The sequence below is a fragment of the Robiginitalea rubriflava genome (assembly GCF_052540725.1).
Map to the genome: position 1 here is coordinate 1,414,300 of NZ_CP199309.1, position 16,552 is coordinate 1,430,851.

At 47.2% G+C, this 16,552-nt stretch carries 15 protein-coding genes; 5 read left to right on the top strand and 10 right to left on the bottom strand.

Annotation, left to right across the window (positions count from 1 at the left end):
- Nucleotides 1-49: 49 nt before the first annotated feature.
- From ACT6NU_RS06465 to ACT6NU_RS06475, 3 genes are all read right to left on the bottom strand, one after another.
- Nucleotides 50-745: a helix-hairpin-helix domain-containing protein gene (locus ACT6NU_RS06465; RefSeq protein ID WP_445383645.1), complete on the bottom strand. Its 696-nt coding sequence runs from the start codon at nucleotides 743-745 to the stop codon at nucleotides 50-52.
- On the bottom strand, nucleotides 742-1,167 hold the full coding sequence (locus tag ACT6NU_RS06470; protein ID WP_445383646.1) for a hypothetical protein: 426 nt from the start codon (nucleotides 1,165-1,167) through the stop codon (nucleotides 742-744). Before ACT6NU_RS06470 ends, ACT6NU_RS06465 begins: the two co-directional genes overlap by 4 nt.
- Before the next feature lie 213 nt (nucleotides 1,168-1,380).
- A complete protein-coding gene (locus tag ACT6NU_RS06475) occupies nucleotides 1,381-3,198 on the bottom strand; it encodes a hypothetical protein (protein ID WP_445383647.1) in 1,818 nt (605 codons plus the stop codon).
- Between the two features lie 99 nt (nucleotides 3,199-3,297).
- Between ACT6NU_RS06475 and ACT6NU_RS06480 the strand changes: the two genes are divergently transcribed.
- From ACT6NU_RS06480 to ACT6NU_RS06495, 4 genes are all read left to right on the top strand, one after another.
- Nucleotides 3,298-3,720: a hypothetical protein gene (locus ACT6NU_RS06480; protein ID WP_445383648.1), complete on the top strand. Its 423-nt coding sequence runs from the start codon at nucleotides 3,298-3,300 to the stop codon at nucleotides 3,718-3,720.
- 158 nt (nucleotides 3,721-3,878) lie between these two features.
- Nucleotides 3,879-4,409 carry an RNA polymerase sigma factor gene (locus ACT6NU_RS06485; protein ID WP_445383649.1) on the top strand — a complete coding sequence of 177 codons (531 nt, stop codon included), beginning with the start codon at nucleotides 3,879-3,881 and terminating at the stop codon, nucleotides 4,407-4,409.
- Nucleotides 4,410-4,412: 3 nt separating this feature from the next.
- The gene (locus ACT6NU_RS06490; protein WP_445383650.1) at nucleotides 4,413-4,601 is read left to right on the top strand and encodes a hypothetical protein; all 189 of its coding nucleotides are present in this window, start codon (nucleotides 4,413-4,415) and stop codon (nucleotides 4,599-4,601) included.
- Nucleotides 4,602-4,650: 49 nt separating this feature from the next.
- Nucleotides 4,651-5,478 (top strand): GIN domain-containing protein, encoded by an 828-nt coding sequence (locus ACT6NU_RS06495; RefSeq protein WP_445383651.1) that lies wholly within the window; start codon nucleotides 4,651-4,653, stop codon nucleotides 5,476-5,478.
- An 83-nt stretch (nucleotides 5,479-5,561) separates the two neighbouring features.
- On the opposite strand, the gene ACT6NU_RS06500 is transcribed toward ACT6NU_RS06495, so the two are convergent.
- Nucleotides 5,562-6,125, bottom strand: a complete 564-nt coding sequence (locus ACT6NU_RS06500; protein ID WP_445383652.1) for a hypothetical protein — start codon at nucleotides 6,123-6,125, stop codon at nucleotides 5,562-5,564.
- Nucleotides 6,126-6,468: 343 nt separating this feature from the next.
- On the opposite strand from ACT6NU_RS06500, the gene ACT6NU_RS06505 reads away from it, so the two are divergent.
- The gene (locus ACT6NU_RS06505) at nucleotides 6,469-7,275 is read left to right on the top strand and encodes a tetratricopeptide repeat protein (RefSeq protein ID WP_445383653.1); all 807 of its coding nucleotides are present in this window, start codon (nucleotides 6,469-6,471) and stop codon (nucleotides 7,273-7,275) included.
- Nucleotides 7,276-7,360: 85 nt separating this feature from the next.
- On the opposite strand, the gene ACT6NU_RS06510 is transcribed toward ACT6NU_RS06505, so the two are convergent.
- From ACT6NU_RS06510 to ACT6NU_RS06535, 6 genes are all read right to left on the bottom strand, one after another.
- The gene (locus ACT6NU_RS06510) at nucleotides 7,361-8,113 is read right to left on the bottom strand and encodes a DUF6090 family protein (protein ID WP_445383654.1); all 753 of its coding nucleotides are present in this window, start codon (nucleotides 8,111-8,113) and stop codon (nucleotides 7,361-7,363) included.
- Nucleotides 8,114-8,119: 6 nt separating this feature from the next.
- A complete protein-coding gene (locus ACT6NU_RS06515) occupies nucleotides 8,120-8,929 on the bottom strand; it encodes a DUF6090 family protein (RefSeq protein ID WP_445383655.1) in 810 nt (269 codons plus the stop codon).
- A 17-nt stretch (nucleotides 8,930-8,946) separates the two neighbouring features.
- Nucleotides 8,947-9,747, bottom strand: a complete 801-nt coding sequence (locus ACT6NU_RS06520) for a hypothetical protein (protein WP_445383656.1) — start codon at nucleotides 9,745-9,747, stop codon at nucleotides 8,947-8,949.
- A 162-nt stretch (nucleotides 9,748-9,909) separates the two neighbouring features.
- Nucleotides 9,910-11,919, bottom strand: coding sequence for a tetratricopeptide repeat protein (locus ACT6NU_RS06525; protein WP_445383657.1), 2,010 nt, complete (start codon nucleotides 11,917-11,919; stop codon nucleotides 9,910-9,912).
- A gap of 211 nt (nucleotides 11,920-12,130) precedes the next feature.
- Nucleotides 12,131-14,830, bottom strand: coding sequence for a prolyl oligopeptidase family serine peptidase (locus ACT6NU_RS06530; RefSeq protein WP_445383658.1), 2,700 nt, complete (start codon nucleotides 14,828-14,830; stop codon nucleotides 12,131-12,133).
- Nucleotides 14,831-14,937: 107 nt separating this feature from the next.
- Nucleotides 14,938-16,521 carry an N-acyl-D-amino-acid deacylase family protein gene (locus ACT6NU_RS06535; protein WP_445383659.1) on the bottom strand — a complete coding sequence of 528 codons (1,584 nt, stop codon included), beginning with the start codon at nucleotides 16,519-16,521 and terminating at the stop codon, nucleotides 14,938-14,940.
- Nucleotides 16,522-16,552 lie beyond the last annotated feature (31 nt).

Genomic DNA, 16,552 nt, shown 5'->3' on the forward strand with positions numbered 1-16,552 from the left:
GGGGCCAACTCATTGCCGGCCCCTTTCTTATCTTTCCTTTCTTTTGCCCTTACTGCTTCAGATATACGAGGCGTTCCAGCCTTTTCAGTTCAGCATCATCCACATACTTGCCAATTTCCTTGCGGAATTGGGCCATACTGCTGTAGGGCCGGTACTCTTCAAATTCGTGGGCCATACGGTCGCCCACCCCGGGGAGGGCCTTGATGTCTGCTTCGGAAGCCGTATTGAGCTCAACGGGGATAAACACATAATACTCATACCGCGCCACCTCAGCTTCATCTACATATTTCCCGATTTCCCTTCTGAATTGCTGTATACTGCTGTATGGCCGGTATTCCTCAAATTCGTGGGCCATACGGTCGCCCACCCCCGGGATCATTTTAAAATCTGCTTCTGCCGTGGTGTTGAGGTTAAAGGGGACAAATACTTTTTTGTAGAATTCCGACTTGTTTTCGATCTCGCCCAAAAGGGTATCCAATTCGTTCATGCTTAGAAAAGGGCGGGCGCTTAAAATCTGAGTTACCGTTTCGGCAGGCAGCCCGATGCCGCCCAGTTCGGCTTCAGTGGCCAGGTTTGCGTTCAGCACAGTAGTACTCTCTGTGCTTTCCGGGGTGGTCGCTGCTGCTTCCGTGGCGGATGGTTCAGTGGTTACCGCCTCACTTTCTTTTTCTTTGGCTTGCTTGCAACCCATAACAGCCAAGCTAAAAAGGGCACAGCCCAATACCAGATTCCTTGTGTTTCTCATTGTTTTTGTTTTAAAAGAATTAAATATGAATAACCGATTAATGCCAATACAATCATGCTGGCCGGGGCCAGGGCCGGCAGGGCGCCCGATAAGCTTTCCATAAACAGTTCCCAGCGTTCGGCGCCAGGGGCCATCTCCTGTTCAAACTCATAATTGGCCAGCAAGTGCAAATAGGTACCATAAACGCCGCTAAGTGCGGTCAGGCCCAGGACCACTTTAAAGAGTCTTTGCAGAAGGCGCGTCGGTTGGAAAAAAAGGACCCAGGCCAACAGCAGGGACGCAGCAATACACAAGATGGGTATTAACTGCTGCGTATCTTCATGGTGCCCGAGGAGGTACAATTCCATAAGGATACCGATGGCCATAAAGAGAAATGCAGCCGTGATGATGCCCTTTAACGGAAAGCCTTTTGCGTTGCTCATTTTACCTGCATTGGAGGCCAAAAATAATCAGGCAGGGCGGATAATAAAAATTGTTTAGAAAAATTCTAAATAGAATTTATAAGGTTTTGAGACAATCACTGAAATGGCCCTTTTACTAAGTGTATTAACTTAAATAAAGATATGTTGGGGATATGTGTAGTATAAAGCGGCTTTACGTTTTCTACTCCTAAAATATACTGTTAAACCTGGCAACTATTCGTAATATCCCATCCGCTCCCTTAAGGCGTGAAAGCGGGGGTCTTCCTCGTAAGGGTCGAACACCGGATCCGTGTTGAGCTGGAAGGACATTCCAATGGGAGATTCATCCATGTAACGCTCGAGGTAATCAAACATTTGGTTTGGATTCCCCCTGGCGGCAGCAATTAAAGCCAAGTCCACCATCACATTGGTTTCACCTTCGGCAAGAAGTGACTCTAAATGGTCTTTATAACGATTACTTTCGGCCAGTTCTTCCAATTGATAGTGCGCATTTGAAAGGTAGGCGATACCGGCTGGGGTCTGGTTTGTTATTTCAGGATAGGCCGAATGCAGCATCTGTATGGCTTCCCTGTAACGTCCTTCATTCAGGTAACCCCATCCCAATTGAAAACGAATTACCGGGACGTTCATAAGGGAAAGCGCCTGTTCCATTTTTTGTGAAGCAGCTTTAAAATTCCTTTCAATTAAATCGATGTAGAAAGCATCATTTAAAATCATAATGCTACCAGGTTCTATAATCCGGGCCAGATAAGAAATCTCTTTGGCTCGCGCGATATTGCCGCGTACAATGTTTACCGTTACTGCAGTGCACACACAATGATTGGTAGGCAATTCAGGCCAGGAGTTGATCTCTAAAGCCTTATTGACGTACTCATTTGCTGCCTTTAAATCATCCTTGTAGGACATGACATAATTCGCTTTAACCAGATAAATATCTGAACTGTTCGGATTCTGAGACATCGCTTTATCAAGGTGGTAGGCTGTTTTTTCTTTTGACCAGATAAGGGTCTCTTCATCCTTTTTAAAGGCGGGCCAGGCGTAAGAGGTCAAAATCCAGGCCAGAAGCGTATGGACTTCCGTGTAATCAGGATCCAATTCAAGCGCTTCTTCCAAAAGTAGCCGGGCCCTGTTGATGGAGCTGTCTGTGTAGAAATAGAATTCCTGTCTGGCCTTAAGGAATTTCAGATAGGCCTGCCCGTTATTGGTTTTGTTTCCGGATAGAGAGGCCGCTTCTGACGGACTCAGCTGAACGTTTAAATTGGCCGCCACCTTTTTCGCAATCGCCGCCTGAAGTGCCGGAGCCTTTCCCATGAGTTCCTCATAGGCTTCCCCCCACAGCCTCCTTCCGGTTTTGGGTTCAATTAATTCGATATCAATTTTAATGCTGTCCCCTTGTGAAAAGGCACGGGCACTTCCCCTCATCAGGTAGTTTACTCCGTAAGTGTCGGCAATTTCCTGTGTAGATCTGCCATTCTCCTGAAAGCTGTAGATGGTACTAAAGGCGGTTACCGCAAAAGAGCGCACCTTGGCTAGTTCGTTTATAATCTCGTTGGTGAGCTGGCTGGAAAAATAGGTTAGTTCTTTGTCTTCACTAAGATTGATCAGGGGGAGCATGGCGATAGTGATGGAATTGGGAGCTTGTAAGGGGTCACCTTCAGGCTGGGTAGATCCCCATAAATCGCTTTTATAGAAAAACAGGAATCCTGCAGCCGCAATAAGGAGGCCGAAAATTGCCAATTGGACCATGGGTCGCTTTCGCGCTTGTGGATTGGGATTTGCCTTCCCACGGACAAAATCGGTACGGACAACTCCTTCAGGGGAAAGCTCGTAAGCCCAGGCTAGTACCAAGACAATTGGGAAACCAACCAGTAACAGGATCAGAGCCATTTTCATAACCCAGGGAGGCGCCTCAAAAGCATCCGTACCCAGATCCAGGACCTGAGCAATCAACCAGGCGGTAATGGCATAGCTAATAGCCACATGGTATACCTTTCGCCGCTTGAGTTCCCTAAACAATTTTCGAAAATCCATATGTTTACAATAGGGAGACCATTTCAAGTTACAAAAAATCTGAAAAGACTATTCTGTCGCAACCCAGCCCCGGCTTACCCATCTAATAAAAAAACCCTTATGAAAAAGCTTGCAATAATCCTGTGCGCCACAATAAGCCTGGGAACTTCCTGCTCCAATTCCGTTGATCCGCTGGAAGTGGAAACCTGGCGCCTTTCCAGTACCTATGCCTATATGACCATGACAGAGGTAAGTGCTGAAGAACTTGGCATTGACGAAGGCATCTTCTTTGAAGAAGGCGGTCGTTTTATAAAATCCCGTGAGCGCGATAATGAAACCAGCAGCGCCCAGGGGGTTTGGCAGGAATTCACCCGAAACGGGCAAACTGGCTTTTTGGTAAACTACCCGGAAAACAGCCCGTTGGTTTTTAATTGTTTTGGCAGCCCGGAAGAATTCTATTTTGTGCGCGACGGGATGCTGATACAGGATGGAGCCACCCCCTGCGACGGGCCGGAGTACCGCTATACTGTGGTTAGTGACTAAGGCTACAAGCTAATACGGGGAATTGGATTCTTTTTGATATCTTCTGCCTGGTAATTGTTGAAAATTCCGCAACTCTGCAGGGTTTTTCACTAAGTGTGGGAACAATGGCTTCGGATAACTCCTTTCAAAATAGAGCATCATACCAATCCTTTCCTGACGTGGAATTGGTAAAGACTATTGTAGACAAGGGACAGCATTCTCTCTATGCCTTTTTATACGACCGCTACGCCATAAAGGTCTTCAATAAATGCTACAGTTTTGTTAAAGACACTGATGAGGCCAAAGACCTTACTCAGGATGTCTTCCTCAGGGCTTTCCTAAAGCTAAGCACTTATGATCGGGATAAAGCTGCGTTCGCTACCTGGCTTTATGTTATCACCTATAACCTGTGTGCCAACTACATGGTTCGGGAAAAACAGCCCAAACAGCGGGAGGAGATGCGCTCAAATAAGGTAATGAGTTCCCTGGAGCAAATAGATATGGAAGAGATCAATGCCCTGGACCCGGATAAATTAGGATTGGCGCTGGACCGGATTGCACCCGAAGACAAGGCACTGCTTTTATTGAAGTACCAGGATGATGCCTCCATAAAATCCATACAGACTTTACTGGGGGTTGGGGAAAGCGCGATTAAAATGCGGTTGAACAGGGCCAAACAGAAAGTAGTAAAATCCTACTATCAAATCTGAAATATGGACCACAACATTTTTAAGGCCCTGGCCACAGATAAAAAACCACCGGATACTTCCCTTAGCGACCTTATGAACGCGGTTGAGGATTTGCAAAATGGGGAGGAACTGGCGGAATTATTCAACACCCCCTTTTACGGCCAGTTACTGAACTTTTTCAAATTAAAAACAGCCCGGGAAGCTAATATGTGACCTTTTGAGATTTTAGGGTATAAAAGATGTTAATCATTCAAATTAGAAAATGAATAAGTATCTGAGCTTTTTGGGAATGGTATTGATAAGCCTGTCATTATCTGCCCAAAAGAAAACTAAAATTGCCGGCAACAGGGAAGTGTCCCTGCTGATGGCAGAAATCCCACAAGACTTTAATGTTCTGGAGGTAAACGATAACCTGGAAATTAGCCTGTCACAGGGTGATGCCAGCGGTTATCGGCTTAGTGCCGACAGCAATTTGCATACAGTAGTGCAGTTTGTGGTTATAGACAGTATCCTGAAAGTTTTTACTACAGAGGAAATAACCAGCAGTAAAAAGCTGGAGATACAACTTACCGTCAAGAGGCTGGAGCACCTGGTTATCAAGGACGATTCAAAAGTTAAAGGGGAAAGGCGTATCAGTGCTGGCACCTTCTATCTGATGGCTTATAGCGGCTCTCGTTTTGAACTGGATGTGGAGGCAGACGATTTTATAGCTACCCTGCACAGGAACGCTGGCGGGAATATTCAGGTCCGGGCTGAAAATACCACCCTGATCATGAACGATCGCACTGACATGAAAGCCAATGTAGTGAGTAAAAAGGTGCGGGTTACCCTGAATAATACTGCTGACCTGGACCTCGAAGGAGATGCAGATTTGGGTACATTTAGTCTGAAAAAAGCATCCACCCTAAATGCCAGGAATATGCGCGTGAGTACAGCAGATCTGTATACCTCGAACACTTCGGATGTTTATGTGCATGCCACAAGAAACCTGGAAGTGTATGCTGAAGGCCGCAGCAACGTTTACGTGTACGGGAACCCTGATGTTGAAATCAAGGGATTGACGGACAGGTCTAAAATCATCAAGAGGTAAGACCCCTGTTTCATTATAGGAGATAAAATAAAAAACCCGGCTAGCTGGCCGGGTTTAATAATTAAGTGGTCTCGGGAGCCCGCTTAATAAATAATATATCCTTCACCCGCATTGGAATAGGTGCCTGCGCCTGTAGACGGATCAAAGAAAAATGCTGTAGTAGCCAGGTTAAATTCGCCTGAAGCACCTTCAAAGCGCCCGGAGCCACCGGTTACAATGTAATCTACGGAAGGTCCGTTAAAGGAAGTGGACTCGAAGTCAATTTCATCACCATTGGCAGCTGTTATGGTGCCGGCAATAAAATTAACCGGGCTACCCAAATCAGCCACGGGATTGGTACACCAGGTCAGTGAAACCTGAAAAAGGCCAATATGGGAAGCATTGCCATCACCCGAAAGCAATATGGCGATGGGTTTGTCTGCCTCAGGGCATAATAGTTCGGAAGGGCCTATGGCCTGAAACGCTCCTGAACTGTTGATTTTCCAGGGCCTTTGTTTGCTGTTTTTTACAGCAACTGCGTTGAGCTCCTCTCCCTGGATAAGCTCATCGGACAGATTTTCCTGGGTACAGGAAAAAAATAGCAATAGCACACCGGCCAGGACCATGGTGCCAACTGTTTTAAGGGTCAATTGGATACTGGTTTTCATACTGTATTGGTTTAAGGTTTACGCTTTAATGGGGAAACTTCAGATAGCAGAAAACACGGCATCCTGACAGATGCTGCGAGTTAAGGGGGGAATAATATCAGGATATGTTTTTGGGTCCTAATAAGATACGATTAATATTTGATTATCAGTTACTTATAGCGAATTATTTTTAAGTATTTTGAAACCCCTTTTTTAACGGCTATTTCAGGACGCGTACACTGGCTTTAGCACAGAAAAGCAGCCTGGGCACTGGCTTATAAAAAGTTAAAACCAAAACCAAAAGGTGCTCATATACAAAAGGTTACGGTCATATTTTGTAACTTAGAGGAAAGCCGAAAGCCTTATGAAAACGACCTTACCACTCCTGCTGGCCGGCGTCTTACTTTTTTTGACGGCCTGCCGGGAACAACCCAAAGATATTCCGGAAGTCCGGCCCGATCCGGTAGCGGAGCTTACAGCAGCAGAATATGCCCAGTTGAGTCAGAAAAAACTCTATGTGGACTGGGAATACACTGCGGCCAAAGACGCCCTGCTAAAGGCGGTTGAATTAAACCCCAATGATGCCCTCTCCTATGCCAACCTGGCCTGGTACTGGATGCTGGAGGAAAACAAGGCAGCCTCCCTTAAAGCTATCGAAAAAGCCCGGGCGGCAGCCCCGGATAATGCCCTCTGGGCCCAGTGGCATGGCTGGCTATGTTATTTTTATGATGAGTTTGACTGTGCGGAAAAGGAGCTGAAAGCCTCCATTGCTATGCAACCTCAGCAGCGGGATGCGTATTTTACGCTTGGGCGGATGCATTACCGGAACGGCAATACCAAAGAGGCCCTTAAATGGCTTGACCGGGCCGCCCAGGATTCCACCGGGCGGGTGGCCCGGGCCATGTATTGGATCATTAACGGGGATACAGCCAAAGCCCGGGATCTGGTGAACGAAATCAAGGCACAACCGGAGTCCTTTGAGCGCATGGTTCTGGTTCCCCTGCAGGATATGCTGGGGGAACGGGATTCTGCACTCACCTGGCTGGAACAGAACTACAAACTCCGCCAGCCGCTCCTGCCCTGGCTTCGTTTTATGCCGATTATGCGGCCCTTCCATGGGGATCCCCGTTTTGAAGCCGTGGTAGAAAAGATTGGGAAGCCTGAGATTTAATCCTGAATTGATTTTCAGAAAAATAGGAACAGGCATAAGTTGCAGAAGATATGCTACATGTTCGGTTTAGACGGTAAAGACCAAGTCAGGGATTCTGCAGTGTTTTGAGCTCTTTATCAATATCGTTTAAAAGCGTTTGTAAAGCCTTTCGGTTAATTTCGTAATACTCCACGGCCTGGTCATACTCAAAGGAGAAGTGGGATACAAAATTCAGAAATTCATGATCCTGTTTAAAGGCAACAGAATCGGTTGGATACTTGAGGTATAGTATCTCACGGGTTTCCAGGTGCTCCCATAAATTGGGGTTGGAATCTACCAGCATATCCAGTTGTACACGGATATAATCTTCCGTTCGCTTATACTCATAATCATAGAGGTTTACAATACTCTGTCGAAGCGCTTCATTCTGAACAATATCAATCCCGGCCACTTTCAGCGATTCGTAGGCAAAGCGCTGTGGGTTAAAAAAATAAACCCGGTTGATGGCCCCCAGCTGGTTGTAGACCAGGTTTCCCCTTCTCCGGATCTTTATAGCTTCCGCAACATTGCCCGCCCTCAGGTTGGCCAGCAGGTCCTTGTTGGAGGCAGACACAAATGAATCCAAGGTAATTTTTCGGTTCAGATTGACCAAATCGGTATTCAGGTCTTTCTTCAGGCTGCTAAGGATGCGGATCTCCGTATCCAGGTTTTTTTCTTCTTCAGTCCACTGGTTTACCTGCAGCGCGATCAGGATCCCGATCACCACCAGGAGGATTTCCCCAATGGCATACAGCAGGTACTTGCTGATTTTGTTTTCAGTGAGCAGGCGTTGTCGCAGGCTGCGGAAGAAGCGAATCATAAGTTTTTAATGATGCCTGTAATTCAGGGCTATGTTATTTTCTATTTGGTATAGTAGATCGGTTGTTTTCGAATACACCGAATTTGGTTCATAATAAAGAGTTTCTAACATACTGGTGGTTAGTTTCAGGTAATTTTCAGTTGCGGTAATCAATTGATCCGGTGATACCAGCTTCTTCTTTATGTCTTCGAGCTGATCGTTGCTGTAGGAACTGATATGGTTATTAAACATCGCTGCGCGGTAATTTTTCTGAACCTCCATTACAATTACACTCTGAAACCTGTCGGTTTCTTTTAAGTACGGGTAATGGTATTGCAAAGCGGTTTTTAAAGAATCATCTGTGAGTATATTGATCTTGCCCGTGCTGAGCAATTCCTGAAAGGTTATATCGGTTGGTGAGAAGTGATCAATGGCAAGAACCCTAAAAAATTTTCGCCCCATGCTCAGGGTATCAGGAAAATGATTTAACTGGTAGTTTTTGACTGCGGGCTTAAAATAATCCCATTTCCTGATAATGGAGCCATTGTTTTTCCCCAGGGAATCCAGGAGGCTGAGGCCCGTAAATAGCCTAGTCTCGTAATTACTCCGAATTTCTTCAAGTCTTTCGACATCGCGTAACAGGTCCTGCTTTAGTCGCTTCAGGTATTTTTGTTCATCAATTTTGCTGATGCGCCCTTCGTTCCAGGTATTGATCTGCAACGCCAGTAAAATCCCAACTACTACCAGCAGTATTTCCCCAATGGCATACAGCAGGTATTTGCTGAGCTTGTTTTCAGTGAGCAAGTGTTGCCGGAGTTGTCTGAAAAAGCGGAACATATAATAATCAGGTGTTTTTACTTTAGATTAAGTTCTTCATGGATCAACTGCACCAAGCTCATCCCCATCTGCTGTAAATCCTGTGTGACCCAGTAATGCGAGTGGGCCATTAAAATCAATTCTTTAAAAAGGATAGCTGCTTTTTCGTCTTTCCGGATAATTTCGAAAAGTCTGCCGGCATTCGGGGGGTAAGTGCAGGAAATGGCATGCTCTTCCCGAAGATAGGTTTTCAAATCTTCGGCCCGTTTGTGTCGGTAGTCTACAGATTGTTCCCCGAATTTCCAGTCCAGATTGTAATAATATTCGTTGATTTTGTCCTTAAGCGATTCGTTATCCATGTCCGAAAAGATCCCCTGGTTGTTTATCTCACGAATAGCTGAATAATTAAAGAACATCCCCAGAAAAGCATCGTTAACTTCATTCAGGCTGGTTTCAATGAATTCCTGGTCAACTTGTTCCGGATAGGGTTTGTCCCAGCGGCTGACAATGTAGGGATCCGGCCTGGGGATATCTTTCAGGGAGTCGTTCCCAATATCTGAATGGCGTAACGAATATTGCCAGGAATGAAAGCGGAATTCATTGAATCCCATGGAAATGCCCATTTCCCGGATATCGTGCTGCACAGCCCCGGCCAGACTTTTTAAGTGCCTTTTAACAGCATCCTGCCGTATCCGCTCTTCATTCCAGTTATTGATCTGCAGGGCAATCAGGATCCCGATTACAACCAGCAGGATTTCCCCAATGGCATACAGCAGGTACTTGCTGATTTTGTTTTCAGTGAGCAGGCGTTGTCGCAGGCTGCGGAAGAAGCGAATCATGGTTTAAGTCGGTTAACTTCACCCAAGTTAAGCATTTAAGGGATTTACTGCCTTATTAGTATTTTTCCATGGCTTCCAAAATAGATTCAAGGCTTTCCGGTGGCACATTGAACCGCGCTGCTGCCTTAAAAAAATCAGATAGCAGGCAAACTGGATCAGGCTTTACTCGTACCAAAACTCCAGGACTTCCTTAAAAGCCGCGGTCTTATAGTAGGGCATAAAAATCGGATCGTTTTGAAAAGTGCTGTTGGTAAATCGCTTTCCTGCCGCTACCGCTTTTTTCAGATACTCCATGGATTGTTTATCCTCCCCGCTAATGGCGTAATATTGCGCCAGGGCATAATCGATATCCCCGAACTGATACCGGGACCTTTGCTCCTTCAGGGCTTGCAGCTGTTCACTACTGCTGCTTTCTTTCCCATTTTTAAAGAATGTAGCAGCGAGAAAAGCCCTTTCAGAGGCATTTAGGGAGGTTTCCTCTAACAGCTGGCTGTACCATTTTTCTGCCATTGCATAATCTTCTTTATAAAAAGCAGCTTCAGCCCGGATTTTCTTCTGATAGTTTTTAAGGGGAGCCGGTTGTTCGGCATAGAAGCGGATCAGGGAATCAAAATAGGCATTTGCTTCAGCTGTGTTGCCAACTTTCAGGAATTCCATTCCGGTAACCAGCATATTTTGTTCCCAGTAATCAGACTCCCCAACTAATTTTACATATTCCAGGACTTTTTTGGCAGCTTCCGTTTCTCCTGCCTGAACATAGGCTTTGAGCAAGGCCCTTTTTATCCATTCCAAACCTTCCGACCGGGCAAATGGCTCTAATAACGCTATAGTTTCTCCGGCTCTGCCCAGTTCAATATTGCTCATCCCTTTAATAAAATAGCGGTACTCACATTGTATACAGTTACCCAAATCCATATCCTTCATGTCCATAGCCTCAAAAATAGGATCCACATCCTGTGGGCGGTTTACGAATTGCAGGGCCAGGACCATCAGGCTGCTGTTGAGCTCCAGGTCCATTGGCGCATTGTTATATTCTTCCCGATAGGTTCTGTAGGCTGTTTTATTATCGCCTTTTAGACAGGCCTCCAAATGCTTCAGCATGTTGAGCTGTTGCTTGTTGGTGCCAATTTCTGTAGACAAAACCCGTACCAGCGAATCTGCCACTGCAAATGCATCCCGGTTGTAATAGTAAAGTACCCGGTCAAGTTTGGGTTTAAAGTAACTGCTGTCTGCAGCAATGGCAGCATTAATCAGGTCCAGGTAGTTGGGTTGTTCCAGGGCTTCCTCTGCCTCCAGCCAAAGCTGATATGCCCTGAAACTCGGCGGGGTATCTTCCAATAGTATTTGCGTATCCCCACGGGAGCGGAAATACCCAAGGATTTCCTGCTTGAGGGCCTCAATACATACCAGGGGGCTATCGGCTTTACATTCGGTTACTTCGAAGGAAATCAGTGTGGTGTTCAGGTTTCCGTCAAGGATAGAGCACTGTAACAGTAGCCGGTCTTTGTCCAGGTAATAAGACCCGCTGATTACTTTGGAAGGTTTTAAATAGGTTTTCAGAACCCCATTATCTCCTGTAGGCAGGATAGAGGCCTTTAAAATATTGGAATAATCCTGCACTATTTTAGGCGAAATTACCTGCCCCAGCTTGTTTTCGGTAATGCCGTGCATAATCCAGTCTACGGCCATTTTCCCGATAATATCCAGGGAAGCGTCGGCCGTATTGTTGTTAAAGGTCAGGACGGCTATTTTATCGTTTTCTTCTGCCTCAGAAAGCGTGTTTTGAGGCATTGTTATTGTTTCATTATTCTGCTTGATAACCAGCAGGACAACACTGATGGCGAGCAGGCCAATAATACTCAGGATAGAGAAGTACAATTGTTGAAAGCCCGTTTTTACAAATTTCCCGGGCACTAGATCCCCATCTGCATTTTTGAGGGGTTTTTTGCGGACCTTATGACGCAATTCAAAACGCCATAACAAATACAGATATACCGGAAACCCCACTAACAGAATTATGAGGAGGTAGGTAAGGGTACCTCCGGGCAGGTTCAGGGGTTCAGCAATGAGATCAACTACCTGTAAGAGCACCCAGGCCGAAACCACATATATGGAGAGGTTTTTAAAAACATCATTCTCACGACACTCGGCAATGAATTTTTTGAACTTCATAATTGTTGGACCGAGGACAGCAGTCCTGGTTTGGCGGTTTGGATTTAGTAGGGATCATTCCCTGTAGACCTACCCTGAAAATAAAATGGGTTGCCCGGATTTAAATGGCCTTGTTCGAATTTAAAACAAAATTTGGTCTGGGGGAACATTTCATGCCCCCTAAAATAACGGGGAGCCAAAACCATTTTCGTGTTGAGCTGTTCTATCGAGATTATTCCTTGACCACCCTAAACCCGGTATGGCCTTCCTCCGACTGACTCTCAGGCTTAGCAGGATCTACAAAATCATAGGCGCTGTAGTCATAGGTTTTGAGCTGTTCCCCATCCGTGTAGTACTCCGAGGCATTGCCGCCCAGGTCAAAGACAAAAACGCCTTCACTTAGTTTGACCATGGGGTGGCTGCCGGTGTTTTTGATAAGGGGCAGGGTAACTGCCTGCAGTTTGGCTTTCAGGTCTGGCACATCCAAAGCGGTAAGCTCATAACCCGCCCAATGGTTGAGGTTGTTTTGCTCTTTATAGCTTTTACGGGCTGTTTTGTGCAATTTTTTGGCTTCTGTGGTATTGGGTAGTCGATAGGTTTCCCCGGTTTCACTGCTCAACCAATTTAAATAGCCGGTTATGGATGCCTTTGAGAGCCCGGTAACCGGCTGGTTGGCGCGAAGCCGGTCATAGGCTTCTCCGCTGTAGGCATGGTATTGGGCCAGGGTTACCTCGTGTGTGCCGAGAGCAATGCTGTCTTTCCCAAGGGAAACCGTGGCAGGAATTAGTTTGCCTTCCCGCATCCGGCCAAGCAAACCGTCCTCAGCTGTATTTTGCTGTATTTTGAGCAGGGAAGCCAGGGGGCTGTCTTTCTTGAAGGCCTCGTTTTCAGCCTCTTTATCTTTAAACAGGTAGGTCTCAAACCAGGCAATCTCCTCCTTCATCTTGCGGAGTTGATGGGTGATTTTCTGCAAGCCGTGGGGCTGGCCGGGAAACCAGAGGAATTTTACCGGGGCCAGGCCTACCTGCTGCAAACCACGGTAATATTCCCAGCCCTGGTCCCTTGGGACGGCCCGGTCTTCACTGCCATGGAAAATGATGGTCGGTGTTTTGATTTTCTCAATCTCAAAAATGGGGGAGTATTTGATATACCACTCGTTGTAGTGCTTGCCATTGGTATCGTCCCAGGGGGCCCCTCCAAAATAACTCTGGTCAAAAGTAACTCCGAAACGACAGGTACCGTAATCTGATGTCCAGTTTACGTCCCCGGCACCTGGGGCAGCAACCTTGAACATATCCGGGTATTTCAGGGTCATCCAGGTGGTGAGGATAGCCCCGTTGGACCAGCCCATAATGCCCAGTTTATCCATATCTATCATCCCCTTTTCCTTTAAATGCTGTATCCCATTGTAAAGGTCTACCACTTCCAGGGAATAATAATTCCCGTTTTTTATGGATTCAATAAAGGCGAGGTTATGGTTCCCGGAACCGTGGTAATTGGGCTTTAAAACAAAGGCTCCCTTGTCTGTAAAAACTTGTGGGTAGGTAGACCAGCGTTCAGACCACTGGTCCTGGTCTACCCCAGTCGGCCCGCCGTGGATGCTGAGTACCAGGGGATACTTTTTTCCGGCCTCGTATCCTTTAGGGTAATAGAGGATGCCGTTTACCTCTTCATCTTTGGCCCCTTTCCAGTAGATGATCTCAGATTTGGCAATGGGCTTCTTTTTAAGCTTGTTATTCAGGGAGGTCAGTTCCCTGCTTTCAGAGAGGCCTGCTGTTTTCCTGCCTACCTCCAGCCGGGACACTTTGTATTCCGGCAGGGAGGAGGCTGTGGAGTAACGGGTGATGATCTTCCCGCTTTGCTGGCTAAAGGCCAGGACAGCCGTATGTTCTTTTTTTTCTCCCAATTCCCAGTCTTTCCAGCTCCAGTTGTCTCCCTTTTTTTCATAATACCGCAGTTTGCGAAGCGGGCCATTGGCCAGTTGTACAATCAGGTCGTTACTGTTGAGGAAGTAGTCTCCGCTCAGGCCATTTTCCCAGTCCAGCGGTACTTTTTGATAGGAATTGCTTCCGATTGAGAAGTAATACAATTCCCGTATCCCGGCCCCGTTCCACTCGGGGTCTGAAGAGGTTTCAGCCGAGAAATAAAAGCCACTTCCATCTGCGGTGAACTTAAAACCGGAAGGGCTTTGCAGGCCTTTCAGGATGGGTTGGCCTTGCAGTGTATTTAAGTTGAGCAGTACGTAATCCGGCTTGGGATTGGCATCCACCCCATAATCCGGACTCTTGATTTCCTGATAGACCAGGTAGTTTCCATCTTCCGAAACTTCATAATTGCTGATACGGTAAGGGTTTTCGGTGAGCCGCTTGATTTCCTTGCTTTTGAGGTTGAAGGCGTAGAGCCGCCGGGGATTCCAGTGTAGCGTATCTTCCACAATATTGGTGTTGTCCTTCTCATGCTCTATATCGTAGAGTGTTTTGCCTTCTTCACTGATAAAAATCAGGCTGTGGTCTGCCCATCTTTGAACTGAGCTAATGCCGTTTTCAAAGGAGTGGATGGCTTCGGGCTCTCCGCCCAACAGGTTGAGCTTCCAAAGTTTTTTCCCTTTCTCCCGGGAGGAAAGGAAATACAGGCTTTCCCCATCTGTACTGAAGACCGGGTTGGATTCGCTGGATTCGGACCGTGTGAGCTGCACTACCTTTGGCTTGTTGTCTTCAGTAATATCAAGCCGCGCTAGGTACAAATGGCTCACAAATTTGTCCTCTTTCTTAAGCCCTTTTCGCTGGCTCCAGACCACTTTTTTCCCGTCCTTTGAGAATTCCGGGTTGCCCACATAAACGGTGTTGATGATTTCTTCCGGGGTCCATTTGTCGTTTTGGGAAAAGCTTGTAAAGGGCACTAACAAGAGCAGTAGCAGAGCAAGGGGTTTCATTAAAACGGGTTTAAGCGGTTTGTTGAAAATGATCCTGACAAGATAAGCAATACTCGTGTTTATTGAGCAGATGTACTTTAAAAATGACAATTGTATTATGCCTGCAGCTATTCTACTCCGGTCTTTACCTTTCTTAGGACAACCCCTGCTTTAATCGCTTGAAACATCCCTTGCTCAACCGCCGCTTTCCCGTTTACAAACACATAGGAGATCCCCTCCGGATACTGGTGGGGTTTCTCAAAGGTGGCCCTGTCTGTTATGGTCTGAGGGTCGAAGATTACCAGGTCTGCCTTCATTCCTGCTTTTAAAAAGCCCCTGTCGGTCAGCCCCATGGTTTGGGCAGGAAGTCCGGTCATTTTATGTACGGCTTCTGCCAGCCTCAGGACCTGCTTTTCGCGAACGTATTCTCCCAAGACCCTTGGGAAGGTGCCGTACCAACGCGGGTGTGGGTGGCCCATCCCCGGGGCTACCAGCCGCCCGTCTGAAGCAACCATGGTTTGGGGGTGTTTCATGATTTGGATAACGTCCCCTTCGTCCATGGCAAAAAAGACACAGGAGGCCCCGCCGTTTAATTGGGCTTCAATGACCAGCTCGGCCCCGTTTTCGATACTGGGTTCGATGCCCTTTAGCGCACACCAGTCTGCCAGGGTCTGCCCTTCCAGTTCGGGCATCCAGGAGACCTTGGCAAATTGTACCCTGCTGAGGTCGTCCCCGCCCCGGTCGTTGATGATATTAAAGATGATGCCGGCCTTGATACTGTCTCGCAGCGCCGGGCTGGTTATGCGTTCTCTAAAGGCCTCGTTCCCGCCGGCACGGGCCCAGGCTGGAATAAGGATGGAAATGCCTGTATAACTGGCATTGTAAGGGTATTGGTCTATCCTGATGTCCAGGCCAGCTGTCCTTGCCGAATCGACCAGGGCCAGGGTTTTGCTGCTCTGCCCCCACATGGGTTTGCCCACAACCTTATGGTGGGTCAGGATCACCGGGATATCTGCCCCGGCAGAAATTTCAATGGCTTCCTTAACGGCATCTATAAGGCCCAGCCCTTCTTCCCGAAGGTGGGAGGTGTAAATCCCGCCATAAGCTGCAGCTTCTTTGGAGAGGGCGATTACCTCATCCACTTTGGAAAAGGCGCCCGGCAAGTATTTTAAGCCGGTTGAGATTCCGAATGCCCCTTCTTTCATGGCCTGGCGGACCTGTTCCTGCATGGCTGATAATTCCGCGGCCGTGGGGGCCCGGTTTTCCAGCCCCATCACATTTCGCCTGACAGTATTGTGCCCTACCAGATAGCCCACATTCATGCCTGTCCCCAGGGATTCCAGGCTGTCCAGGTAGGGGGCATAGGGCCAGGGGCTGCTGCCGTCCGGTCCGCCCAGGGCAGTGGTAACCCCCTGCCGGATGTGGCTTTCGCAATCCGATAGTTCCAGGATGGGATCCAGGTGGGTATGTATATCGATAAACCCCGGGCTTACTACCAGGCCCTCTGCATCTATAAAGGTAGTGGCTGGGGCTCCGGCCAAATCTCCTATTGCAGCAATGGTATCGGCCCGTACCCCGATGTCTCCCGAAAATGCCTCAGCCCCCGAACCATCCAGGATTTGTGCATTGCGGATCAGAAGGTCATAAGGTTCCGGGGAGGCACAATTAAGGAGCAGGAGGAATAAGAGATAAAAGGGGCTTATCGTTCTCATATGTTTTATTTAAACGGGGGTTATTTCACCT